This window comes from Collimonas fungivorans (assembly GCF_001584145.1).
Lineage (GTDB): Bacteria > Pseudomonadota > Gammaproteobacteria > Burkholderiales > Burkholderiaceae_D > Collimonas > Collimonas fungivorans.
Genome location: NZ_CP013232.1, coordinates 276,169 through 299,546, shown reverse-complemented (window position 1 = coordinate 299,546; position 23,378 = coordinate 276,169). Strand labels below are relative to the sequence as shown.

Genomic DNA, 23,378 nt, shown 5'->3' with positions numbered 1-23,378 from the left:
ATGTGATGCTCAGTCCTGCTACAAACCGTTGTTGAGGAAAGCGCGCAACTCGGCAGTTTGCGGCGCGTCCAGCATCTCGCCCGGACCGACTTCCCAGACCTTGCCTTGATGCATATAGATGATGCGGTCGGCGACCCGTTTGGCGAACGCCATTTCATGCGTCACCAGCAGCATCGTCATGCCGCCCGCCGCCAGGTCTTCCATCACGCGCAGCACTTCGCCGGTCAGTTGCGGGTCCAGCGCTGAAGTCACTTCATCGAACAGCATGACCTTCGGCGCCATCGCCAGCGAGCGCGCAATCGCTACCCGCTGCTGCTGGCCGCCGGACAATTGCTCTGGATAAGCTCCAGCCTTGTCGCCCAGGCCAACCTGCTCCAGCGCCGCCAGCGATACCTGCAAGGCTTCGGCGCGCGGCTGGCGCTTGACGTGGCGCAGCGCCAGCATGATGTTTTCCTGCACTGTCAGGTGCGGAAACAGGTTGTAGCTCTGGAACACGATGCCGACTTCCTGGCGCAGCCGGTGCAGGTCGACCTGCGGATCGTCGACCCGGATGTCGCACACTTCGATGCTGCCGGAATCGATGGTTTCCAGCCGGTCTATGCAGCGCAGGGCGGTGCTCTTGCCGGAGCCGCTGGCGCCGATGATGGCGATCATCTCGCCCTTGCCGACTTCGAACGAGACGCCCTTCAGCACCTGGTTGGCGCCGAAGCTCTTGTAGATCTGGTCCAGCTTGACGATTGGGTTAACGATTGCCGACATTGAGCTTATTCTCCATAGCTTCGCTCCAGCGCGAAAGCGGGTAACACAGTGCGAAATAGAAAGCCCCGACCAGGCTGAAAATCAGGAAGGGCTGGAAGATCGAGTTGTTGATGATCTGGCCGGCGCGCGTCAGTTCGACAAAACCGATCACCGAGGCCAGCGAAGTCATCTTGATGACCTGCACCAGGAAACCGACGGTAGGCGGCAGCGACAGCCGCAGCGCCTGCGGGATGATCACCAGGCGCAGCGTCTGCCAGCGCGTCAGCGACAGGCATTCGGCGGCTTCCCACTGCGGCTTCGGCATCGCTTCGACGCAGCCGCGCCAGATGTCGCCCAGGTAGGCGCTGGTGTAGACCATCATCGCCAGCCCGGCCGCCACCAGCGCCGGCAAGGCGAAGCCGTAAACCGACAGGCCGTAGTAGACGATGAACAGCAGGATCAGCAGCGGTATCCCTTGTATCGATTCGATGTACAGCAAGGCCGGCAGGCGCAACCAGCGGCGCGGCGAAATGCGCGCCAGCATGATGCCGAAGCCGCCTATGCTGCCGAGCAGGAAGGCAATCAGCGACAACAGCAGCGTCCACCAGATCGACTGCGCCAGGTAGATCAGATGGGTCCAGCTGAAATTGCCGATCATGTCGTCCTCCGCTTGCCGGCGCCAATCACGGTTGCATCGGCAGCTGCCGGCCCCGGCTGTTTCCTGCCGGCTTGCGCCGCGGCGCGCCGGATCGCCCGGCGCCGCCTGAAGAAATATTCGCCCAGGCCCCAGGCCAGCAGCTTGACCAGCAGCGACAGCGCCAGGTACAGGCAGGCCACCACGATATAGGTTTCCAGCGAACGGAAAGTGTCGGACTGTACGGTGTTGGCGATCGCCGTCAGTTCCTCGGCCGAGATCTGCGAAGCCATGGCGGAAGCTTGCATCATCAGCAGGAACTGGCTGGTCAGCGCCGGGTAGACTTTCTCTATCGACGGCTGCAGCATCACGTGCCAGCCGATGCGCCAGCGCGACAGGCCCAGGCATTCGGCCGCTTCGATCTGGCCGCGCGGCACCGCTTCCAGTCCGGCGCGGATGATTTCGGCGGCGTAGGCGGCGATATTGATGATCATCGCCAGTACCGCGGCGGCGAAAGTCGGCATGTGGATGCCGAGGCTGGCCAGGCCGAAATACAGCAGGAACAGCTGCACCAGGAACGGCGTGTTGCGCACCGCATCTATGTACACCGAACAGGCTTTCGACAGCCATTTGCGGCGGCCGCGCTTGGCGAAAGCCACCAGCGTGCCAACGCTGACGCCGACCACCACCGCGACGCCGGTCATCTTCAGGGTCAGCCAGGCGCCCTCGAGGAATACCGGCCAGTAGGGAAGAAGGTCGCTAAAGTGAAGAGAAAAACTCATGACCGACGAATGCTCCTGTAGCTTTTTCTGCTTGTCTCGGCGCGGCGATCATAGCCGCGGTCTCCTTGCATTCCGCCTTGGCTGCGCTTATTTTTCGCTTATGCCAAAGCTTCCAAGCACGCTTATTGCGGCTCGAACGGCCCTGTCACAGTAAACATGCCGCCCTGGTACAAACGCACCGGGTCGTCCGCGGCCGGCAACGGCTGCGCCTCTACCGCGGCGCGGAATGGCTCCGAGCTGTCGCGCGCCACAAAACCGAGATGCGCGGCATGGCGGTTGTTCCACCAGACGCCATTATTGTCCGACATGCCGTACACCACCGTATGTCCCACCTGCGGCGTAAACAGGCTGCAGCGCAGCAGCTCCGTCAGGTCGTCATAACTCAGCCAGCAGGCCAGCGCGCGCCGGTCCTTCGCCGTCGGGAAGGAATTGCCGATGCGGATGCTGACTGTCTGGATGCCGTAGCGGTCGAAATACAGCTGCGCCATGTCTTCGCCGTAGGATTTGGACAAACCGTAATAACCGTCAGGACGGCGCAGGTCGTGGCTGTCGATCACCTGGTCTTGCCGGTAAAAGCCGGTGACATGGTTGGAACTGGCGAAGATGACACGCTTGACGCCATGGCGCCGCGCCGCTTCGTAGATGTGGAACACGCCCTTGATGTTGGCTTCCAGGATTTCTTCGAACGGCCGCTCCACCGATACCCCGCCCAGATGCACGATGGCGTCACAGCCGGCCACCAGCGCGTCGACCGCGGCGCGGTCGGCCAGGTCGCAAGGCTGTACTTCTTCATGCGGCGCAGTATTCTCTGCCCCTGCCAAAGCCGCAGCCAGGTCGGAAACCCTGACGGTGGCGGCGAACGCCGCCAGCCTTGGCCGCAATACCTTGCCCAGGCCGCCGCCGGCGCCGGTCAACAACAGGCGCTGGTACCGCGCGCCGCCCTCTGCATTACTTGTCTTGTCGCTCATGCCATGTCCCGTACCGATGTCGATTTGAGAGAGATCGCAGACATTGTCGCGTATCTGCGACCGTCGTGCCCTTGACTACGAGCTCTCACTTATTGTTATACGTTGTCATACAACTTAATTGATTATGTCTTGTTCGCGCCCTCCTTGTCAAATCACCCTATGACTTGGAGCTATTGACGCAAATCCGGTATTGCGGGCAATATTTTATGTTGTATGATGACTGATAAGAAAGCACAACACCACCAAGGAGACCCCGATGTTTAAGAAATGGATGTATTTGTGCACTGCGATGGCCTGCTCCATGATCATTGCCCAGGGAGCGGCCGCCGCCCCCGATGAAGAAACGGTAGCGGAGCAAGTCGAGAAACTGCGGGCAGCAATGCTCCATCCCGGCGACCCCACAGCACTTGACCGGCTGGTGCTGGACGAACTGAGCTACGGCCACTCGAACGGCAAAGTGCAAGACAAGGCGGAATTCATAGGCGCGCTGGTCAGCGGCGAATCGGATTTCATCAGCATCGCCCTGTCGGATCAGAGCGTCAAGATCTCGGGCGATACCGCGGTGGTGCGTCACACTCTGGTGGCGGTCACCAATGACTCAGGCAAGCCGGGCAATGTGTCCCTGAAAATCCTGATGGTGTGGAAGAAACACGACGGACACTGGCGCCTGCTGGCGCGGCAGGCGGTGCGTTTCAGCGCATAAGGTATGCTGATTTGATGCTTGCGGGACTGTGCGGAATTTCATCCGTGCAGTCCCGCCTGAACATCGTGTCAGGAATTTTCAATATCGGATGTAGTAAATTCCACGCCGCCGACCCATTTTGCAATGAGGTTGTAAATCCATGCGCCAATCACCGTGAAAACAAAACCGACGACCAGATAAATAAAGGGCAGCGCAATCATCGCGCCTATCGCCGGCGTTTTATTCCCTGGAATAATCAGGAAAAACAGGCTCATCAGGACAAAGATCGGGAAGGAAATAGCGAAGTAAAGAAGGGCTACTACCTTGGCTGTCTGGACCGGCGAAATGCTCAATATCTGTTTTTTCATGATTTGTTTTCCCTGTTGTGAATGATTAAATTATTAATAGGATCCATCACACTGCCATCCGCCAGCGGCATGCATCATCAACCCAAGGAAGCAGCCTTTCCGGCCAGCGCGCGCAGCACCAGGAACAGCATCAAACGGCCTGCCAGATTGCCGTACGCAAAGATTTTGCCTATGCTGCCATGAATAAGGCAGGTAATCAACGCTAAATAAAACGGCTGCTCGCGGCCCGTTTCAGCCGCTCTATCCCGGACCTGTCGATTGCGCTGCAAACAGTTGCTGATGGCGGGCTTCGGTTGCCTCGTCGGCGGGGAACATGCATTCCAGTCGCAGCTCCTGCGCGGCGACATTTTGCGGCGCTCCAACGCTCGTCACCATAGAAAAATAGCGTAGAACCACGCCCTCGCTGATGAAACCAAGCGGGATGACCGGCATCGCGGACGGCGCATGATAGGTCTTCCAGTCGCGTGGCACCTCGGGATACGCAAGCAGTTCATCGAGCAGGGCTCTGGTACCGCCGTCGACCACGTGCCCGACCGATTCGCGATGCACCCGCTGCAGCAGACTGCGCGCGACGTTGTCCCAATCGTCCACAAACGGACGCATGCCCTGCGGATCGAAGATCAGATGCAGCACGTTGCGCGGTCCTTCGCGCGCAGCCATGTCGATGAAATGATTGAAAAAGCGCGGCGCCGCATCGTTGGTCATCAGCACATTCCAATGACGGTCCATCACGATCGCGGGAAACGGCTCATGCTGACGCATGAGCCGCTCAAGCGCGTGGACGACGCTGCGCATCTCCTGTGCGTTCCATGGCGCCTCCGAATACACCGGTGCGTAGCCGGCGGCAAGCAGCAGCGCATTGCGTTCGCGCAGCGGCACTTCGAGCGTTTGCGCCAGGGCCAGGATGGTGTGCCGGCCCGGCACGCTGCGCCCGCTTTCAATAAAGCTGATCTGGCGTTGCGAGACACCAGCCTCGAGCGACAGATCGAGCTGACTCACGCCACGGATGTCGCGCCAATAGCGCAACAAATCGCCAAATCCGCTGGTCGGCAGGTTCGGATCGGGACTGGTGACGTTCATCGGGTTTCCTAATCGGACGTAACGGATTCAGGATGCGGGCGCATGCCAGGCGAATTCCTTGAAGGGTGTTTCGAGCGCGGGCCGGGTAACGCTGCCAGTGTAGTTGGTGATGGCAGATGCGGCAACCACCGCAATGACCTCGAGTATCTGCTCGGAGCTGAACCCTGCTTCGAGGAAACGCCCCTGGTCCGACTCGGCAAGCCGGCCGCGCTTTTCGATCAGCGTACGCGCCAGCGTTGACAGCGCGGCCAGTCTGACGTCGCCAGGCAAGCCGCCACGCCGGATCGCGTCGACATCCGCAGGACGGACACCCTGCTTCAACGCGAGCGCAGTATGAAACGCCACCGGCCACTCGCTAGCGTTGGTGACCGCGTTGGTCAGCAGCAGCGTCTGGATCTGCGGCTCCGTCAGACTGCTCGCATGCACACGCTCGAACAGGCCGATGAAGCCGTTGATCAGCACAGGCGAAGCGGCCATCGTGGCGGCGATGTTCGGGATCAGGCCGAACGCCTGTTGCAGTTGCTGGAGCACGGGCTTCGATTGCGCGGGGCCGACTCGATCGTGTAAAGAGGATAATTGGACATGGTGGTCTCCTTGACAGTGAGCGTCACCGGATTGGTGGCGCGACAGGCAAAGAGTAGAGGCCGCCGCGGGGCACGGCAATTACATCGGATGTAATCGCCGTGCGGCTCAGCGCCTGGACCCTCGGTATGGGTCTTTCTGTATTACTTTTATCATCCCGCTTTCTTTTGCCTGTAGATTCGATCAGCTTAGCCGGTCTTCAGCGCGGCATCCCCGTTCAACGCCAATGGCAACGCCCTGGCCCAGCGATTGGCCGATAGCGAAAAAGTCAGCGCGCGAACCTGGTGGTACCAGCCGGCCGGCACGTAGAGAAGCTCACCGGGCTGCATGATGCATTCGACCAGTGCCACCTGGCGGGCAAGCGGAAATTTCTCGAAATCCGGCGCCTCGGGGTTAAACGGCGAGCCGAACAGGATGGCGTTCGCTTCGCGCGGGTAAAGGAATTCATCGTGGTGAGGCGGCGCCAGGAAAATGCGCTTGCTGCCCCATATCTGCGCAAAAATATTATCGTCATAGTCGCAATGCAGCGGCGTCACCGTTCCTGATGGGCCAAGCCAAAAACGCGGTGGCCCCATTTTATTAAAATAGGCGGGCCAGTGGCACAAGGCATTCAATTCACGTAATTCGAGATTGCCCAGATACGGCGGCAGGTCCTGCGTATTATTTGCGACAAGCTCAAGGTACGCCAGCAGAGACATATCCTGCATCGCCCTGTCAGGTGCGAAAGCGGTATTGATATAGTCGCCAACCCTCGCGCGCACGTGCAGCTCGCCAAAGCGGTCGCGCAGCGTTTGCGGCGTAAGAGCCGACAATGGCCACTTGCCGATCAGTCCGGTGATGACGAACGGCAGGCCTTTTGCTGCATGCATGCGGAATGCGACAGCGTCGAGCATGCCCATGCGCGATACTGCGGAAATGACAGGCAGGTCGCGACTCGCACGCTTGATCGCCTCACGCATTTCCTGGATTGAAGCGACGCCGCGAACCAGCGCGTCCTTCCGCTCCCGCGCCTGTTTTTTGACAAGCGCGTCTGCGGGCGACATGGCCGTCGATGACGGCCTGGGCGGCAGCAATCGCGACGACCGGCGTGTCTCCCGCCGTTCCTGATTACCGGCTACTGGTTTTTTCATATTTCATTTTTTATATCGCTGTGCGAATTATCTCTTGACGGCGCTTAACGCCGGCGCGCACAGGTGCTGGAACACCCTCGGAACGTTATTGGCCGCTACAATGCTTTCTTCCGGCCGGTTATGGACATGGAATAATAGCAAGCCGCCATCAGTGCTGTCGCCCAATATAACAAGCTCTATTATCGTTGTTCAATAATCAAATAATATATTGCATTTATTGCACCGGCGACGGCCACCTGAGGAATATCAGAGGGCCTGGAATTTTTCCGGCACTATTTTCAGGAACTTAAATCGAAGAAGTGCATTATTGGGTAATTCGGCCCAAATCTTGATGGGCGAGTAGCGCCCCTTTCATCTGTCCCAATTCAGGAGAAACAACATGCTCAGCAAAAACACGATTTTTCTCTGGTTCGACGGCGCCGCGCTGGACGCCGCGAAGTTCTACTCCGAGACGTTCCCGGACAGCACGGTGGGAACAGCCTATCGCACGCCTGGCGACTATCCTGCCGGTAAGGAGGGCGATATCCTGATGGTCGAGTTCACAGTGATGGGTATTCCTTGTATCGGCATGAACGGCGGGCCGTCGATCAAGCACAGCGAGGCTTTCTCGTTCCAGGTCGCGACCGACGACCAGGCCGAAACGGATCGCTTGTGGAACGCGATTGTCGGAAACGGCGGCGAAGAAAGCGCGTGCGGCTGGTGCAAGGACAAATGGGGACTGTCGTGGCAGATCACGCCACGCGTCCTGATGGCTGCGATCGCCGATCCTGACCGTGCTGCCGCCAAGCGTGCGTTCAATGCCATGATGACGATGAAAAAGATCGACGTCGCTGCGATTGAAGCGGCTCGGCGCGGCTGAGGCTCCCGCTGCCGGATCATGCATCCGGAGCGGCCTGGCGACCAGGCTGCTCCGGAACCTGCGCAATCAGCCCGGCACTTTGCCTTCCACGCCTTGCACGTAGAACTTGATGCCGTGCAGGAAAGCGTCATCCGCCACTGCATCCTTGGCGACTACTTCCTTGCCGGTATTGTCGACCACAGGGCCTTTCCAGATCGGCGCGCTGCCGTCGATGATGGCTTTCTTGCGTTCGGCGACCAGAGCCTTGACGTCAGCCGGCAGGTCCGGGTTGAAGGCGCCGAGGTCGATGCCGTCTTCTTTCAGGCCGAGCCAGCTGCTGCCGGTTTTCCAGGTGCCGTCCAGCACTTCGCCGACGCGCTTGTTGTAGTACACGCTCCAGTTGATCATCGACGCCGCCTGGTGGGCTTTCGGGCCGAAGCTGGTCATGTCGCTATCCCAGCCGAAGGCGTACACGCCCTTTTCCTGCGCGGTCTGCACCACGGCGGCGGAGTCGGTGTTTTGCATCAGCACGTCGACGCCCTGGCCGATCAGCGTAGTAGCCGCTTCGCGCTCCTTGCCCGGATCGAACCATTTGTTGACCCATACCACGCGGGTGGTGGCTTTCGGATTGACCGAGCGCGCGCCGAGGGTGAAGGAATCGATGTTGCGGATCACTTCGGGGATCGGCACCGATGCCACCACGCCGAGCTTGCCCGACTTGCTCATCTTGCCTGCCACCACGCCGGCCAGGTAAGCGCCTTCATAAGTGCGGACATCGTATTGGGCCAGGTTGTCGGCGGTCTTGAAGCCGGTCGCGTGTTCGAATTTGACGTCCGGGAATTCCTTGGCCACCTTCAGCATCGCTTCCATGTAGCCGAAGGTCGTGCCGAAGATCAGCTTGTTGCCGTCGACCGCCAGCTGGCGGATCACGCGCTCGGCGTCAGCGGCGGATTCAGGCACGTTCTCGACGAAAGTGGTTTTCACCTTGTCGCCGTATTTTTCTTCGACTGCCTTGCGGCCCTTGTCGTGGGCGAAGGTCCAGCCGGCATCGCCCACCGGTCCGATATAGACGAATGCCACTTTCAGCGGTTCAGCCTTGGCCGGTGCAGCTGCTGGCGCTGCAGCAGCGCTGGCAGCCGGAGCCGGCGTTTCATCCTTCTTGCCGCAGCCGATCAGCGTGGCCGCAGCCAGTGCCGTGAGCATTGCGAGTGATGCCCTGCGTGAAATCTTCATGTGTATCTCCCTTGGTGGTTGGTCAGCTTGCATCAGGTTTAAAAGGTTTGCCCAGCGACGCTGGCATGTTCAGCCGGATCCAGTCCGGATTGCGCGAAATCAGCGCCAGCACCACGATGGTGGCGACATACGGCAACATCGACAGGATTTGCGAAGGCACCGTGACGCCCATGCCTTGCAGGTAAAACTGTAGGATGGTGACGCCGCCGAACAGCAAGGCGCCGAGCAGCACGCGCGCCGGCCGCCAGGTGGCGAACGCGGTCAGCGCCAGCGCGATCCAGCCGCGCCCCGAGACCAGCCCTTCCACCCACATCGGCGTATACACCAGCGACAGGTAAGCCCCGGCCAGGCCGCAGCAGGCGCCGCCGAACAGCAGCGCGGCGAAGCGTATCCAGCGCACCGGATAACCGAGCGCATGAGCCGATTCCGGCGACTCGCCGACGGCGCGCAGCACCAGGCCGGCGCGCGTGCGGTAGATGAACCAGCCGATGGCAGCGCACAACAGCAACGCCAGGTAACTCATCCAATGCTGCTGGAACAACGCCTGGCCGATGAAGGGAATATCCTTGAGCAGCGGAATGGCCAGCGTTTGCGAAGGCAAGGCGAGGCCGACAAACCGCTGGCCGATGAAAGCCGACAGCCCGGCGCCGAAAATCGACAGCGCCAGCCCGGTAGCGACCTGGTTGGTCGCCAGCACCAGCGCCAGCCAGGAAAACAGCGCCGCCATCAGCACGCCGCTGAGCGCGCCCGCCAAGAAGCCGAGCAGCGGGCTATGGGTGGTGTAGCCGACCGCAAAACCAGCGATGGCGGCGACCAGCATCATGCCTTCCGCGCCAAGGTTGAGCACGCCGGCGCGCTCGTTGATCAGCAAACCGAGCGCCGCCAGCAGCAAGGGCGTCCCGGCGTTGATCGAAGCGGCGATGAGAGAAGCGAATTGTTCCATATGCGTCAGACCCTGGCTTTGCGGCGCAGGCGATAATCGATCAAGGTATCGCTGGCCAGCAGTAAAAACAGCAGCATGCCCTGGAACACGCCGGTAATCGCCGACGGCAGTCCAAGCCGCGATTGCGCCAGTTCGCCGCCCAGGTACAGCAGCGACATCACCAGCCCGCCCAGCACCGCGCCGACCGGATGCAGGCGGCCGATGAAAGCAACGATGATCGCAGCAAACCCGTAGCCGGGCGACACCGACGGCAGCAGCTGGCCGATCGGGCCGGCGATTTCAAACGCTCCCGCCAGGCCGGCGAAGCCGCCGGAAACCAGCAGCGAAGTCCACAAGGCGCTGCGGCTGGAGAAACCGGCATAACGCGCGGCATGCGGCGCGCTGCCGCCGACGAACAGGGAAAAGCCACGCAAGCTGCGTGTCACGAATACCGTCATCACGGCCGCCAGCACCAGCGTCACGGCAAAGCCGACATGCAAGCGTGTACCGCCGAGCAGCGCCGGCAGCATGAACTCGCTGGAGAATACCTTCGATTGCGGGAAGTTCATGCCGTTCGGATCCTTCAATGGCCCGTTCACCGCATACATCAGCAACAGCTGCGCGACATAGGTCAGCATCAGCGACACCAGGATTTCGTTGGCGTTGAAACGGTCGCGCAGCAACGCCGTGATGCTGGCCCAGACGGCGCCGCCAAGGATGCCGGCGATAATCATCAGGAACAGGCCGAGGCCGCCGGGAATGGCATGTCCCGGTACATCGATCAGCACCAGCGCGGCGCCGGCACACATGGCGCCGACCGTGAACTGGCCTTCGGCGCCGATATTCCAGACATTGGCGCGAAAGCACACCGCCAGCCCCAAGCCACAAAGTATCAGCGGGATGGATTTCAGCAGCAGTTCGCTGATGGCGCGCTTGCCGTTGAACGGATCGATCAGGAATACCTTGAGGCCGGCCAGCGGGTCCTTGCCCAGCGCGATGAACAGCAAGGCGCCCAGCAGCATCGTCAGCACCACCGCTAGCACCGGCGACAAGTAGGTCATGGCGCGCGACGGCGTGCCGCGCAGTTCCAGTTTCCATGGCCACAAATTACGCATGCGCAGCCTCCGACATTCCCTGCGCATCTTGCCATAGGCCGCTCATCCACAAGCCGACCTGCTCGCGCGTAGCCTGTTCGATAGGAATCGAAGGCGACAGCCTGCCTTTGGCTATCACATGCAAACGATCGCACAAGGCAAACAGTTCATCTAGTTCTTCGGAAATGATCAGCACTGCACAGCCTTCTTTTTTCAATGCCAGGATTTCGGCGTGGATCTGTGCGGCGGCGCCGACATCGACGCCCCAGGTCGGTTGCGCTACGATGAACACGGCGGGCTTGCGTTCCAGTTCGCGGCCGACGATGAATTTCTGCAGGTTGCCGCCGGACAGGCTCTTCGCCAGCGCATCGGGGCCGCTGGCCTTGACCTTGAAGCGGTCGATGATGTGGGCGGCGATCTTGCGCGTGTAGTCGAAATCGATCATGCCGCGTTTGACGTAGGGCGATTTCTGGTGCGACAGCAGCATGTTGGCGGCCAGCGTCATGCCCGGCACCGCGCCGCGTCCCAGCCTTTCCTCCGGCACCAGCCCCAGGCCGAGCGCGCGGCGCGGGTTGGGCGCCAGTTGTCCGGCTTGCCGTCCGGCCAGCATCACCATGTTGGGCGCGGCGCGCTGGTCCTCGCCCGACAGCGCCGCCAGCAGTTCTTGCTGGCCGTTGCCGGAAACGCCGGCGATGCCGACAATCTCGCCGGCCCGCACTTCGCATTCGATATCGTGCAATTCGGTAGCGAACAGGTGCGCTTTCGGCAAGCTCAGCCGGTTGAGGTGCAGCTTGCGTTCGCTGCGCTGGGAATCCGGATTGCGTTCGCGCTGCAGCCGCACCAGCTCGTCGCCGATCATCAAACGCGACAGGCCGGCGCTGGTTTCGTTGCGCGGATCGCAATTGCCGGTGACCCGGCCGTTGCGCATGACTGTCGCGCTGTGGCACAGGGCGCGGATTTCATCGAGCTTGTGGCTGATATACAGGATGCTGCAGCCTTCGGCAGCCAGCTTGCGCAGGGTGACGAACAGCTTGTCCACCGCCTGCGGCGTCAGCACCGAGGTCGGTTCGTCCAGGATCAGCAGCTGCGGACTGGTCAGCAAGGCCCGTACGATCTCGACGCGCTGGCGCTCGCCGACCGACAGCGTATGCACGTGGCGATGCGGCTCCAGCTCCAGCCCGTACTTTTCTCCGGTCTGGCGGATCTGCGTCACCAGTTCTGGCATGCTGACGTCGGAAGCCAGGCCGAGGGCGATGTTTTCCGCCACGGTCAGGGTATCGAACAGGGAGAAATGCTGGAACACCATGGCGATGCCGAGCTTGCGCGCAATATGCGGGTTGGCGATGTGGACCTGCTCGCCGTTCCAGAAAATCTCGCCGGCATCCGGTTTCACGGTGCCGAAGATGATTTTCATCAGGGTCGACTTGCCGGCGCCGTTCTCGCCGAGCACTGCGTGGATTTCGCCGGGAGCCACGCGCAGGTTGATATCGTCATTGGCCAGCACGCCCGGATAGGCTTTGCGGATATGGGCGATTTCCAGACGCGGTATGGTTGAAGTCACTTCTTTTGCCTGTGCCGATAAGAGACTGTTGCAAAATGATTCCAGCGCTGCCGCCTGCCTTGCCGCGCCATTCAGCGCACGCCAAAACAAGCAACATGCTACATCAATTCCTGTGTTAATCGCCGACTTGAACCACAATGTATTGTCGGCATAAAGTCCTTACAAAAGCAAACTGCATGCCAGACACGGATACATGGCGCCCGGCGCATCTGGCGTGGTTTGTGCTACTGGCTTGCGTAGGGCTTGTTCCCAAGATCGGCAGCAGGATTTGCGGTAGCATGATTACAGGCTTGTTATCCGAAACAGAAATGGGACTCATGAAAAAAAAGTCTGGTGACACGGTGTCTGCGCCGGCCAAGCCCGCCGCCAAGCGGGGCAGCGGCATTGTCGACCAAAAGATCTACGACTCCGTGCTGAAGGCAGTGATGAGCCAGCGCCTGCCGCCGGGCACCAAGCTGACCGAAGCCAGCCTGTGCGAACTGTTCGCTGTAAGCCGCACCATCGTGCGCAAGGCGATCCAGCGCCTTGCGCATGACCACATCCTCGAACTGCGCCCCAACCGCGGCGCCATCATCGCCCAGCCGACGCCGCAGGAAACCCGCGAGATCTTCGCCGCCCGGCGCGCCATCGAAGCAGCGATCGTGCCGTTGGCGGCAGCCAACGCTACCCGCTCCCAGATCACCCGCCTGCGCCAGATCGTCAGGGAAGAACATGCGTCCTTCCACTCCGGCGACCACGCCACATGGATACGCCTGGGCGGCGAATTCCATATCCTGCTGTCCGACAGCGCCGGCAACCCGGTGCTGACCCGCTTCCTGCGCGAACTGGTGTCGCGCTGCTCATTGATCATCGCGCTCTACCAGGCGCCCGGCAAGACCGCCTGCCCGAACGACGAACACGAACATCTGATCGACGCCATCGCCGCCGGCGACGCCGCGCAAGCGGTCAGGATGATGGACCAGCACCTGCTCGACATCGAACGCGCCTTGCGCCTGAGCGACGACCAGCACGAAGTCGACCTGGCGCAAATCCTGGATATCGCATAACAGAAGCGGCGCGCCTGCGGCCGCTCCTTCGTTTGGCGGACATTGCCTCGGCCCGTTTAAAGTGTATACAAATTATTAAAAAAATGTCGTTATTTCGAGACAGGGCCACGCACTAATCCGGCTCTTGCCAAAAGCAGCCATCCCTAATTTGGCGCGGCCCTCACCAATAAATAGCGTGATTCCTCACCAAAATCCAGCTCGCCGGCAGCATCCCGATTTGCAGTCCGGACAGCATGGCTTGCCGTCAAAAGCTGCTTTCCATATGTATACAATATATTTCCGATACAAATCGTAATACCGTTTTTTTCATTTCTTCCTGCCCGGAAAAATTCTGGCACGGTCTTTGCGTTACATGAATCCGTTCTGGTCAGCCGCTGCGGGAACCTGGCACTGATCCGATCCTTGCGCGATGCAGGCAAAACAAGAATTCATGCAAGTCCGCAAGCAAGTTCGATTTATCAATATCGATAACAGAGGGATGGGAAAAATGGGAAAAAGAGCGAGGGCACGCGCCCGCATGTACTGCGCGCAGAAGATGGTGCTGACATTGGGAGTCGCCTTGCCGTTCGGCGCCGCGCTGGCGCAGACGGCAGGCAGCACGGCGCCGGCGGCGACGACGGAAGCGCCGCGGAGCGGCTCTTCGCTGCAGCTGGAAACCATGACGGTGACCGCCCAGCGGCGCGTGGAAAAGATCAAGGACGTGCCGATTTCGGTGACCTTGCTCAAGGGCGAAACCCTGGATGTCCTCAACTCCGGCGGCCAGGATATCCGCGTGCTGGCAGGCAAGGTGCCGAGCCTGAACATCGAATCGTCGAACGGCCGCACCTTCCCGCGCTTCTACATCCGCGGCTATGGCAATACCGACTTTTCCACCTTCGCCTCGCAGCCGGTATCCCTGATATTCGACGACGTGGTGCAGGAAAACGCCGCCCTCAAAGGCTTCCCGATGTTCGACCTGGCCGGCGTCGAAGTGCTGCGCGGTCCGCAAGGTACGCTGTTCGGCCGCAATACGCCGGCCGGCGTGGTCAAGTTCGATTCGGCCAAACCGAGCCTGGACAAGGTCTCCGGCTACTACAGCGTATCCGATGGCACCCACAATACCGCCAATGTCGAAGCCGCGGTCAACGTGCCCTTGAGCGACCAGTGGGCGATGCGTTTCTCGACCCTGGTGCAGCACCGCGACAACTGGGTCACCAACAACGGCGGCGGCACGCCTTTCCTGGAAGGCTACGACGAACAGGCCGGCCGCCTGCAGTTCCTGTACAAACCTGACGGCACTTTCAACGCACTGTTCAACATCCACGCGCGCGCCACGACCGGCAGCGCCCGCCTGTTCCGTGCCAATATCCTGGAGAAAGGCAGCGACGGTTTTATCGCCGGCTTCGATCCGTCCCAGATCACCACCAACGCGATCAATACGCAAGCGCTGCACACCGCGGGCGGCAGCGCCCGCCTGTCGTGGAACCTGGACCAGGTCAAGCTGTATTCGATCACCGGTTATGAAACCATCTCCAGCTACTTCAGCCGCGGCGACATCGACGGCGGCACGCCGACCGGCCCCGGCTTCATTCCGTTCCAGGTACAGACCGGCGGCGGCGTCGCCGACCACAAGCAGTTTTCACAGGAGTTCCGGGTCGAGTCGAAAAACGAAGGGCCGCTCAACTGGCAGACCGGCTTGTACTACTTCTATGAAGACGTAGCAGGCAACAGCTCCAACTTCGACAGCACCACCCAGCTGCAAACCAGCTACCTGCAGAATCGCCAGAAAAACACGGCATACGCGGTGTTCGGCTCGCTCACCTATGACGTCAACGACAGGCTGAAGCTGCGCGGCGGCTTGCGCTACACCGAGGACAAGAAGGATTTCTCCAACGAGGTCGCCAATAACGTGACCTTTACCGGCCCGGGCGCGATCAGCGAAAACAAATCGAACGTGAGCTGGGACCTCAGCGCCAACTATGCGCTGACCAAGGACATCAGCACTTACGCGCGGGTAGCCACCGGCTTCCGCGCGCCGAGTATCGCGGCGCCGTCGTCTTCAGTGCCGATCACGGTAGCGAACGCCGAGACCATCACTTCCTATGAAGCGGGGATCAAGGCCGACCTGTTCAACCGCCGCGCCCGCGCCAACTTCAGCGTCTACAGTTTCGACGTCAAGAACCAGCAGCTGACCGCGGTCGGCGGCAACTCCAACTCGATCATGCTGGTCAATGCAGCCAAGACCGTGGGCCGCGGCGCCGAGCTGGACCTGGAAGCGAACCTGAGCGAACGCCTGCGCGTTACCTTGGGCGGCAGCTACAACTACACGCAGATTCGCGATCCGAACCTGCTGGTGGCCGGCTGCGCTTCCTGCACCATGCTCAATACCCAGGTGCGGCCGGGCCTGTTCTCGATCGACGGCAATCCTTTGCCGCAAGCGCCGAAGTGGATCGCCAACGTCACGGCGCGCTACGGCATCCCGATGGGCAACAACGACGAGCTGTTCTTCTATACCGACTGGGCCTACCGCAGCAAGATCAACTTCTTCCTGTACAACTCGACCGAGTTCACAGGAAAACCGCTGCTCGAAGGCGGCTTGCGCATAGGCTACAAGTGGGACGGCGACAAGTATGAAGTCGCTGCATTCGCCCGCAACATCACCAACAAGATCGTGGCGGTAGGCGGCATCGACTTCGACAACCGGACCGCGTTCATCAACGATCCGCGCATGTTCGGCGTGCAGTTCCGGTCGAATTTCTAAGCCGCCGGGCAGTTCAACCGGACCGGATATTCCAGGGGCAGCGCAGCTGCCGCCCCTGGAAGCATTCTGAAGATTCCATCGGGAGAGATACATGCACAAGGCGAACGGTTCTGGCAAACCCTGGCGGCGGCTAGCGGCCGCATGTTCGATGCTGGCAATCGGCATCGCCTTGCTGGCCCCGGTCACGGCCGGCGCCGCACCACAAGCCGATTTACCGGAACAGAAAACCGCAGTCCTGTTCGGCGCCAACATCCGCTATTACGATATCGGCAGCGGCCCGGTGCTAGTGCTGGTGCACGGCCTGGGCAGCAGCGCCAAGGGCGACTGGGGCCAGGTCATGCTGGCGCTGGCGCAAAACCACAGGGTGCTGGCGCTGGACCAGCTGGGTTTCGGCAATTCCGATAAGCCGCAGATCGATTACGGCATCCAGACCTGGGTCGATTTCCTTGGCGAATTCCTGCGCCAGAGCCAGGTATCCGATTTCACGCTGATAGGCGAATCGCTGGGCGGATGGATCTCGGCCCAATATACGATACAAGCGCTGCGCGGCATCGCCGCCGGCCCCAGCCTGGGCTTGCCCAAACCGGCACGGCTGGTGCTGTCCGATTCTGCCGGCCTGCACACTACGATGAAACGTTTGTCTGCATCGCCCCCGCCCGGCAAACCGGCCATCGTCGGCGCCTCGCTGGCCGGCGAAAAACAACTGCTGGCCAGCGTGTTTCATTCACCCTCCTACCAGACCGACCAGGCACTGCGCGACGGCCTGGCCTGGAGCCTGGCAAAAGGCGACACCTGGGCCATCCGCGCGGTGCGCAATCCGGCCCTGCTGGACGAAACCGTGGACAACAAGCTAGGCGCGATCAAGATCCCGACCCTGGTGATCTGGGGCGAACACGACAATTTGCTGCCGTTGAAAGACGGCCGCTACTTCGCCTCGAAAATCGGCGGCGCCGAACTGAAGATCATCCCCGGCAGCGGCCATGCGCCGATGATTGAAACGCCGGATGCCTTCCTGTCAGCGCTGCAGCCCTTTTTACGATAACCTGCGGCAGCGCCGGACATGTTTTATATTTTCCATTTGAAAGTAGCTAATCGATGAAATCGAATTCAATGCGTCGCCGGCTGTTATCGACGGTATTCATGCTGGGACTGGCGGTCGCCGCCAACCTGCCTGCGCAGGCGCAGGCAGCCGGTAAGCGCAAGGTCATCATCGACGACGATGTCGGCGGCCCGCGTGCGGCGCAGCTGATGGCGATCCAGTCGCCCGACGTCGAAGTGCTGGGCATCACGATTGTCAGCGGCTCGACCTGGCGCGACGAGAATGTCGCGCATGCCCTGCGCACGCTGGAAGTGATAGGGCGCAGCGACATTCCGGTGGTGCCTGGCTCGGCCTTTCCCTTGCTGAATACGCAGGAAGCAACGCGGCGCTGGGAAGCGCTGTACGGCAAGCTGGTCTACAAAGGCGCCTGGATGGATGAGAAATGGCCGGACGGCACCATCCAGAGCCAGCCCAACTACCACACCCACGACGTAGTGCCGCAGCTGGCGGAAGGCATGCCGCATACCAAGGCCTCGAATGAAATCGCCGCCAACTTCATGATCCGCAAAGTGCACGAGTTCCCGGGCCAGGTCACCATCCTGGCCACCGGCCCGATGACCAACGTGGCGCTGGCGATCAGCCTCGATCCGAGTTTTGCCGAGACCGCCAAGGAAATCGTCTACATGGGCGGCAGCCTGAATCCGCACCAGGTGCTGCCGTCCAAGTCGGCGGAACAGTTTGCGCGCGAATACATCAATACGCCGCGCCTGGAATTCAATTTCCGCTGGGACCCGGAAGCGGCGAAAATTGCCCTGCGCGCACCGTGGAAACGGATCGTCATGGTGCCGGCCGATCCGTCGACCGCGACCGAGCTCAGCGCCCGCCTGCTGAGCGACATGACCAAATCCAACACGCCGCTGGCGCAGATGGTGAAGAAAGTCACCGAAACCGGCTTTCCCCTGTGGGATGAACTGGCCACGGCGGTCTGGCTCGATCCGACGCTGATCAGCAAGTCCGACCAGCTGTTCGTCAGCATCGACACCGACTTCGGCGCCGGGTATGGCAACACGCTGTCCTGGCCTGCCGCTTACGCGCCACAGGGCCTGATCGCCAGCCCGACCACGGTGGTGCGCGAAGTCAACGTGCCGGCTTTCGAAAAATTGATGATCAGGCTGATGAACCTGCCGACGCCGCCGGCGGCCAAGTAGCAGAACGGGAGCGTGACCATGTTTGCCTGGGCCCGGAAAAAACTGGAAAGCATGCTGCCGGCTTTATTACTGGCGCCCTTGTTATGCGCGTTGTCTGCGCCGCAGCCCGTGCATGCAGTGCAAACCGAACAGGTGATCGTCGACACCGACATCGGCGACGATATCGACGACGCATTTGCATTAGGGCTGCTGTTGAACAGCCCGGCTTCGAGATCCTGGGTTTTACCTCGGCCTGGGGCGACACCGGATTGCGCATGCAGCTGCTGCAACGCCTGCTGCACGAAACCGGTCACGGCGGCATCCCGATTGCGCGCGGTATCGCCACCACCAGCATGACGCCTTTCACCCAGGCGCGCTGGGCCCGGCGCGGCAGCCTGCCGGAATCGGCGCCGCCTGCTGTCGATTTCCTGCTGCAGCAGATCCGCCAGCATCCCGGCCAGATCACCTTGATCGCCCTCGGCCCCCTGACCAACATCGGCGCAGCGATAACGCGCGACCCCGCCACTTTCGGCAAGCTCAAGCGGGTGGTGTTGATGGGCGGATCGGTGCGGGCCGGCTACAGGAAATCGGATTATGCGGCGCCGCGTCCGGCGGACAAGGAATACAACATTGCGGCCGATATCCCGGCTGCGCAAAAACTGTTTACTTCAGGCGTGCCTATCGTGATGATGCCGCTCGACTCGACCCAGGTCAGGCTGGATGAAATGGAACGCGGCGCTCTGTTTGGCCACGGTTCGCCGCTGACCGATGCGTTGACTCTGCTGTACCACCAGTGGACCGACAGCTACCAGCCTTGGTCCAGCACGACGCCGACGCTGTTCGATGTGGTGCCGGTGGCCTACCTGGCTGACCGCAGCATATGCCCGACCACGCCGCTGCACATCGTGGTGGACCAGGACGGCTACACCAGGGAGCAGTCCGGCGCGCCAAACGCCGAAGTCTGCCTGGCGCTTGACAAGCGATTGTTCATGGAACTGTTCATGCGAGGTTTGCTGCAATAGCCGCTGCGGTCACTGCGCGGTCTTGTCCGACGGGTATTGCAAGGAATCGCGCAACAGGTAACCCATGGGCATGTTCAGGTTGCTGCCTTTCGGGCCATTCGGCTGGGTGAACCAGTAGCTGTAGATTTTTTTCAGTTCGCCTTCATTGATCAGCCGCACCATCTCCTGGTCCACTACCTTTTTGAAGGCCGGATCGTCCTTGCGGAACATCAGCGAATACGGTTCGATTGACAGCGGATCGCCGAGGATGGTGTAGTCGGCAGGATTTTTTGCGGTCGAGCGCAAGCTGTAGAGCAGCACGTCGTCCATCGCGTAGGCATCGGCCTTGCCCTGCTCGACGAAGGCAAACGATTCGGTATCGTCCTGCGCTTCCAGCACCTTGATGTTGAGCGAACGCACATTGCTGCGGTCGTTCACCAGGTCGATGGTGGTGGTGCTCTTGGTGATCACCATGGTCTTGTTGCGCAGGTCCGACCAGTTTTTTATGCCGCTGCCGTTTTTCACCACCATCCGCACGCTGGAAAAGAAATGCGGCACGGTGAAGCCGACGCGGGTGCGACGCTCGGCGTTATTGGTGGTCGAACCGCATTCGATGTCGGCCTTGCCGTCGATGATGCTGGAAAAACGGGTGGCGGAATCGACCGGCAGGTACTGCACTTTCAGGTTCGGCAGCTTCAGTTCACGCTTGACGGCGTCGGCGATCTTCTGGCAAAGGTCGATCGAATAACCGACGATCTGCTTGTTGTCATTGGTATAGGAGAACGGTGCGGTCTGGCGGTAGGCGAAGGTGATGGTCTGGCTGTCGCGGATCTTGCCGAGGGTATCGCCTGCGCTTGCAGCGAGCGGCGCCAGGATGAAAAACAGGGTCAGGCCGTGCTTGATGACACCACGCATAACGTAAGCTCCAATGAGTCGCGGCCCGACAAAAATCAGGCTGCCGAAAAATAAATTAAGGAGCAGATTTCCCCGCGACAAATATATCAGTACTTCTGCTGCTTGCGGTGCCTGTGTTACAAATTGATTGCGTCAATCTGACGCGGCGTTTCCGCTTGCAGCCTGCAGTGGAAACGCCGCCGGCGGCAGCTTACGGTTTGGCCGTATAAAAACGGTATATCGCCTTGTAAGGCATGCGCGCTTCTTTCCCAAGCTGGGCCTGGTCGCAGCCATCGGCCGGCGCATTGCCGCCGGAGGTCTGCAGGCGCTGGATGCTTTTTGTCAGGCCGAACACGCCGATGCCGTCAGTCGATTTGGCATTGAGCAGCAGCCACGGGATAGCGCCGGCCTCGGGCGCATCGCTGTGCGCCTGCAGTGCCCCGACGACCTTGCTGCCGTCGGTCGATTCCCAGGTCGGGCCGGCGTAGTGCTTGCCAACCTTCTCGCCGTCGTTGTCGAACAGGTCAGCTTCCGGCGCCACGAAGCGCCACTCGAATTGCGTGACATCCGCTTTGGCAACGGCGCATTGGTAAATTTGCACGCCGGTCGCCTTTACCTCAAGCGACAAGGTCTGCGTGTCTGCCACCTTCAGGCTGTCAGGCACCACGATCGTCGTCGTGACCGGTGAACTGGCGCAGCCTGCCAGCAGCAGCGCGGTCCAGGCCGCTGCTGCCGTGCCTAGCATCTTTCTTGTCATTTTGCTTTCTCCATTGTGTGCATCGATAGGATCTGCCTGTTTCCAGCGCGCCTATTGTAAAGCGCCCGGCTAGCCTCTGCTTTTGAACCAGGTTGCGGTGGCGGCGTCGGCTGGGAAAAAGGACTCTATCCTCAATTCATGCACGGTGACGTCGTGCGGCGTACCCATGGTGGCGATAGAAGTGAACAAGTTGAGCTCGACATCGTCCTTCCTGATGGTCATCGCCAGGAACGGCAAGACGCGCGTATCCAGGTTCGGCGTCTGGCTGGCTACCTTGATGCCGGGCAGCGCCAGCAATTGTTCCAGCAGCCTGGTGGCTTCGCTGCCGGGGCCGTCGCTCATGGCTTCGCGCTGTATCCAGTGCAGCAGGTCGGCGCTGACATCCTGCCAGTTGACCAGGTATTTCCTGATCGCCTGCGGGTCCAGCATCAGCTGCAAGATGTTGACACCTTCGCGCGGGATGGGCTGGCTGTCCGGCATGTCCAGCAGCCAGCGGATCATCATCGCAGCCGGGCCGTTGCTCATCACCAGGTTCCACAGACGGTCCACCACCAGCGCCGGATAGGGCGCCTGCTGGGCCAGCATGAAATCCAGCGCCTGCTTGACCGCGGCCAGTTCGGGATCGGACAATTTGCGCTCCTGGTAGGCCGGCGCGAAACCCGCCGCCAGCAGCATCACATTGCGCTGGCGCAGCGGGATGTCGAGCGCCGTGCCCAGCTTCAGGATCAGTTCCCGGCTCGGCTGCGAGCGGCCGCTTTCCAGGAAGCTGATGTGGCGCTGCGAGATATGGCTTTCGGCCGACAGGCGCAGCTGGCTATAGCCGCGCTTGTCGCGCCAGTAACGCAAGGCCGCGGCGAAGTCATTGAAATAGCGATTGTGCGCGGCCTGCTCCATGCCTGTTTTTTCTGCGGCTTGCGATACGCCCATGAATTGTCTCCAAAGATTTACCGGGCAGTGTAGCCCGGTAACCAGGGATTTCAAACCGGCAGATTCATCGCATCCAGGAAACCGGTGACGCTGCGGATGCGGCCGTCCGCCGCCAGCGCCACGATGTCGGTGCCGATGGCGACCGGCTCGGCGCCGTCGGCAGCCAGGGTCCAGGAGAAGCGCACGACGTCGTTGTGGCCGTCCTGCTTGCCGTGCAGCTTGAAGCGCAGGCCGGCAAACTGCTGCTGCACCGCGCCTATCATGGCGTCCAGGCCGTCATGGCCGGCGTTGCGCATCATCGGATCGACATAGGTCGCTTCAGGGGTGAACAGCGCTGCTATCAGCGCGCGGCGGCGTACTGCATCCTGCTCGCCCCAGGCCGCAACATAGCGGCTGGCGATCGATGCGGCTTGGCTGGCGATATCGGTATGGGTGCTGGTGCTGCTCATGGTCGTGCTCCTTGATAGGTAAGTGTCGGGAAGATTGGTTTTGTCGTGATCGACAACTGCATTCTCCGCGCACCACCGGGCACGGTCGATTACCTCCCAGGTAATCAGATCGATGAAAGGGCAATGGCAACCTGGCCGCGATACTCTTTGGCGAACTACTGCGGCTGCCCCGCGGTTCGCTGTTTGTTTTTCGGATCGATGGCGGCCATCAGCTGGCTCGCCACCCCGTCCACCTGGCTCTTTGGCAGAACACCCCTGGCGGCAAACGCCTGCATTTCGCCAATCAGCGCCATGACTGCCTTGTGCTGCTGATCCGGCGCCAGCTTGGGAAGCGTCTCGCCCAGGCCGGCAATGCGGTCTTGCATTTGCGTCACCGCGATCACATCCCTGATTTTTTCATCGCGATGCGGATCGTTGGCCCAGCGCTGCTCGAGGGTCGGGAGATCCAGCATCTGTTCGGCGGGTCCGGCCTGCTTCTCCTGGACAGGAGAAACCGCCGTCGCCGCGGAAAACGGCGAAGCAGGAAGGGAGGCGGCGGCACTTTGGCCGTAAGCTGCAGGCGATTTCACAGCCGGATGCGGCGCCGCCGCCGAAGGCATCTCCCGCCCATGCCCGGGCAGCGCAAGCGGACTGCCATCGATAAACAGCAACCCGCATCCAATGCCGATACAAGCGGCGGCGGCGACTGCAACACCCTTGAGAACGTTTCTTTTATCCACAGCATCA

24 protein-coding genes and 1 pseudogene are annotated in these 23,378 nt (G+C 60.9%); 7 read left to right on the top strand and 18 right to left on the bottom strand.

Annotated elements, in window-relative coordinates:
• Positions 1-18: 18 nt before the first annotated feature.
• The 4 genes from CFter6_RS01310 to CFter6_RS01295 all read right to left on the bottom strand — a co-directional run bounded on the left by CFter6_RS01310 (position 19) and on the right by CFter6_RS01295 (position 3,122).
• Entirely contained in the window at positions 19-759 is a 741-nt protein-coding gene (locus CFter6_RS01310; RefSeq protein WP_061538416.1) for an amino acid ABC transporter ATP-binding protein, read from the bottom strand.
• Positions 743-1,396 carry an amino acid ABC transporter permease gene (locus CFter6_RS01305; RefSeq protein ID WP_061538415.1) on the bottom strand — a complete coding sequence of 218 codons (654 nt, stop codon included), beginning with the start codon at positions 1,394-1,396 and terminating at the stop codon, positions 743-745. Before CFter6_RS01305 ends, CFter6_RS01310 begins: the two co-directional genes overlap by 17 nt.
• Positions 1,393-2,154 (bottom strand): amino acid ABC transporter permease, encoded by a 762-nt coding sequence (locus CFter6_RS01300; protein ID WP_061538414.1) that lies wholly within the window; start codon positions 2,152-2,154, stop codon positions 1,393-1,395. Before CFter6_RS01300 ends, CFter6_RS01305 begins: the two co-directional genes overlap by 4 nt.
• A 122-nt stretch (positions 2,155-2,276) precedes the next feature.
• On the bottom strand, positions 2,277-3,122 hold the full coding sequence (locus tag CFter6_RS01295; protein ID WP_061538413.1) for an NAD-dependent epimerase/dehydratase family protein: 846 nt from the start codon (positions 3,120-3,122) through the stop codon (positions 2,277-2,279).
• Positions 3,123-3,378: 256 nt separating this feature from the next.
• Between CFter6_RS01295 and CFter6_RS01290 the strand changes: the two genes are divergently transcribed.
• Positions 3,379-3,825 (top strand): nuclear transport factor 2 family protein, encoded by a 447-nt coding sequence (locus tag CFter6_RS01290; RefSeq protein WP_061538412.1) that lies wholly within the window; start codon positions 3,379-3,381, stop codon positions 3,823-3,825.
• Between the two features lie 68 nt (positions 3,826-3,893).
• Here the strand turns inward: CFter6_RS01290 and CFter6_RS01285 are convergent, their stop codons facing one another.
• The 5 genes and pseudogenes from CFter6_RS01285 to CFter6_RS01270 all read right to left on the bottom strand — a co-directional run bounded on the left by CFter6_RS01285 (position 3,894) and on the right by CFter6_RS01270 (position 6,964).
• Positions 3,894-4,172, bottom strand: a complete 279-nt coding sequence (locus tag CFter6_RS01285; RefSeq protein ID WP_061538411.1) for a DUF3566 domain-containing protein — start codon at positions 4,170-4,172, stop codon at positions 3,894-3,896.
• Between the two features lie 77 nt (positions 4,173-4,249).
• On the bottom strand, positions 4,250-4,441 hold the full coding sequence (locus CFter6_RS25370; RefSeq protein WP_150118575.1) for a hypothetical protein: 192 nt from the start codon (positions 4,439-4,441) through the stop codon (positions 4,250-4,252).
• Positions 4,413-5,252, bottom strand: coding sequence for a helix-turn-helix domain-containing protein (locus CFter6_RS01280; protein WP_061538410.1), 840 nt, complete (start codon positions 5,250-5,252; stop codon positions 4,413-4,415). The genes CFter6_RS25370 and CFter6_RS01280 overlap by 29 nt, the downstream gene beginning before the upstream one ends.
• A gap of 27 nt (positions 5,253-5,279) precedes the next feature.
• A pseudogene (locus tag CFter6_RS01275) lies at positions 5,280-5,836 on the bottom strand (carboxymuconolactone decarboxylase family protein).
• 186 nt (positions 5,837-6,022) lie between these two features.
• The gene (locus tag CFter6_RS01270; RefSeq protein ID WP_061538409.1) at positions 6,023-6,964 is read right to left on the bottom strand and encodes a cupin-like domain-containing protein; all 942 of its coding nucleotides are present in this window, start codon (positions 6,962-6,964) and stop codon (positions 6,023-6,025) included.
• Positions 6,965-7,343: 379 nt separating this feature from the next.
• Here CFter6_RS01270 and CFter6_RS01265 point away from each other — a divergent pair, with 379 nt between their 5' ends.
• Positions 7,344-7,823, top strand: coding sequence for a VOC family protein (locus CFter6_RS01265; RefSeq protein WP_061538408.1), 480 nt, complete (start codon positions 7,344-7,346; stop codon positions 7,821-7,823).
• A gap of 66 nt (positions 7,824-7,889) precedes the next feature.
• Here CFter6_RS01265 and CFter6_RS01260 read toward each other — a convergent pair whose 3' ends face one another.
• From CFter6_RS01260 to CFter6_RS01245, 4 genes are read right to left on the bottom strand one after another with little or no spacing between them, the layout of a single operon-like run.
• On the bottom strand, positions 7,890-9,035 hold the full coding sequence (locus tag CFter6_RS01260; RefSeq protein ID WP_061538407.1) for a BMP family ABC transporter substrate-binding protein: 1,146 nt from the start codon (positions 9,033-9,035) through the stop codon (positions 7,890-7,892).
• A gap of 22 nt (positions 9,036-9,057) precedes the next feature.
• Positions 9,058-9,978 (bottom strand): ABC transporter permease, encoded by a 921-nt coding sequence (locus tag CFter6_RS01255; protein WP_061538406.1) that lies wholly within the window; start codon positions 9,976-9,978, stop codon positions 9,058-9,060.
• Between the two features lie 5 nt (positions 9,979-9,983).
• Positions 9,984-11,072, bottom strand: a complete 1,089-nt coding sequence (locus CFter6_RS01250) for an ABC transporter permease (RefSeq protein ID WP_061538405.1) — start codon at positions 11,070-11,072, stop codon at positions 9,984-9,986.
• A complete protein-coding gene (locus CFter6_RS01245; RefSeq protein ID WP_061542150.1) occupies positions 11,065-12,612 on the bottom strand; it encodes an ABC transporter ATP-binding protein in 1,548 nt (515 codons plus the stop codon). The genes CFter6_RS01250 and CFter6_RS01245 overlap by 8 nt, the downstream gene beginning before the upstream one ends.
• A gap of 317 nt (positions 12,613-12,929) precedes the next feature.
• Between CFter6_RS01245 and CFter6_RS01240 the strand changes: the two genes are divergently transcribed.
• From CFter6_RS01240 to CFter6_RS01220, 5 genes are all read left to right on the top strand, one after another.
• Positions 12,930-13,658, top strand: coding sequence for a GntR family transcriptional regulator (locus CFter6_RS01240; protein WP_150118574.1), 729 nt, complete (start codon positions 12,930-12,932; stop codon positions 13,656-13,658).
• A 487-nt stretch (positions 13,659-14,145) separates the two neighbouring features.
• Positions 14,146-16,398 carry a TonB-dependent receptor gene (locus CFter6_RS01235; protein ID WP_236904485.1) on the top strand — a complete coding sequence of 751 codons (2,253 nt, stop codon included), beginning with the start codon at positions 14,146-14,148 and terminating at the stop codon, positions 16,396-16,398.
• 91 nt (positions 16,399-16,489) lie between these two features.
• On the top strand, positions 16,490-17,440 hold the full coding sequence (locus CFter6_RS01230) for an alpha/beta fold hydrolase (RefSeq protein WP_061538404.1): 951 nt from the start codon (positions 16,490-16,492) through the stop codon (positions 17,438-17,440).
• Positions 17,441-17,493: 53 nt separating this feature from the next.
• The gene (locus CFter6_RS01225) at positions 17,494-18,645 is read left to right on the top strand and encodes a nucleoside hydrolase (RefSeq protein WP_205631425.1); all 1,152 of its coding nucleotides are present in this window, start codon (positions 17,494-17,496) and stop codon (positions 18,643-18,645) included.
• A gap of 83 nt (positions 18,646-18,728) precedes the next feature.
• Complete coding sequence (locus CFter6_RS01220) at positions 18,729-19,646, top strand: nucleoside hydrolase (RefSeq protein WP_335340295.1); 918 nt, start codon at positions 18,729-18,731, stop codon at positions 19,644-19,646.
• A gap of 9 nt (positions 19,647-19,655) precedes the next feature.
• On the opposite strand, the gene CFter6_RS01215 is transcribed toward CFter6_RS01220, so the two are convergent.
• The 5 genes from CFter6_RS01215 to CFter6_RS01195 all read right to left on the bottom strand — a co-directional run bounded on the left by CFter6_RS01215 (position 19,656) and on the right by CFter6_RS01195 (position 23,302).
• Complete coding sequence (locus tag CFter6_RS01215; protein WP_061538403.1) at positions 19,656-20,540, bottom strand: amino acid ABC transporter substrate-binding protein; 885 nt, start codon at positions 20,538-20,540, stop codon at positions 19,656-19,658.
• A gap of 190 nt (positions 20,541-20,730) precedes the next feature.
• Positions 20,731-21,276, bottom strand: coding sequence for a DUF3455 domain-containing protein (locus tag CFter6_RS01210; RefSeq protein ID WP_061538402.1), 546 nt, complete (start codon positions 21,274-21,276; stop codon positions 20,731-20,733).
• 69 nt (positions 21,277-21,345) lie between these two features.
• Complete coding sequence (locus CFter6_RS01205; protein WP_061538401.1) at positions 21,346-22,203, bottom strand: helix-turn-helix domain-containing protein; 858 nt, start codon at positions 22,201-22,203, stop codon at positions 21,346-21,348.
• A 50-nt stretch (positions 22,204-22,253) separates the two neighbouring features.
• Positions 22,254-22,652, bottom strand: coding sequence for a nuclear transport factor 2 family protein (locus tag CFter6_RS01200; protein ID WP_061538400.1), 399 nt, complete (start codon positions 22,650-22,652; stop codon positions 22,254-22,256).
• Between the two features lie 155 nt (positions 22,653-22,807).
• Entirely contained in the window at positions 22,808-23,302 is a 495-nt protein-coding gene (locus CFter6_RS01195; protein WP_061538399.1) for a hypothetical protein, read from the bottom strand.
• Between the last annotated feature and the right edge of the window lie 76 nt (positions 23,303-23,378).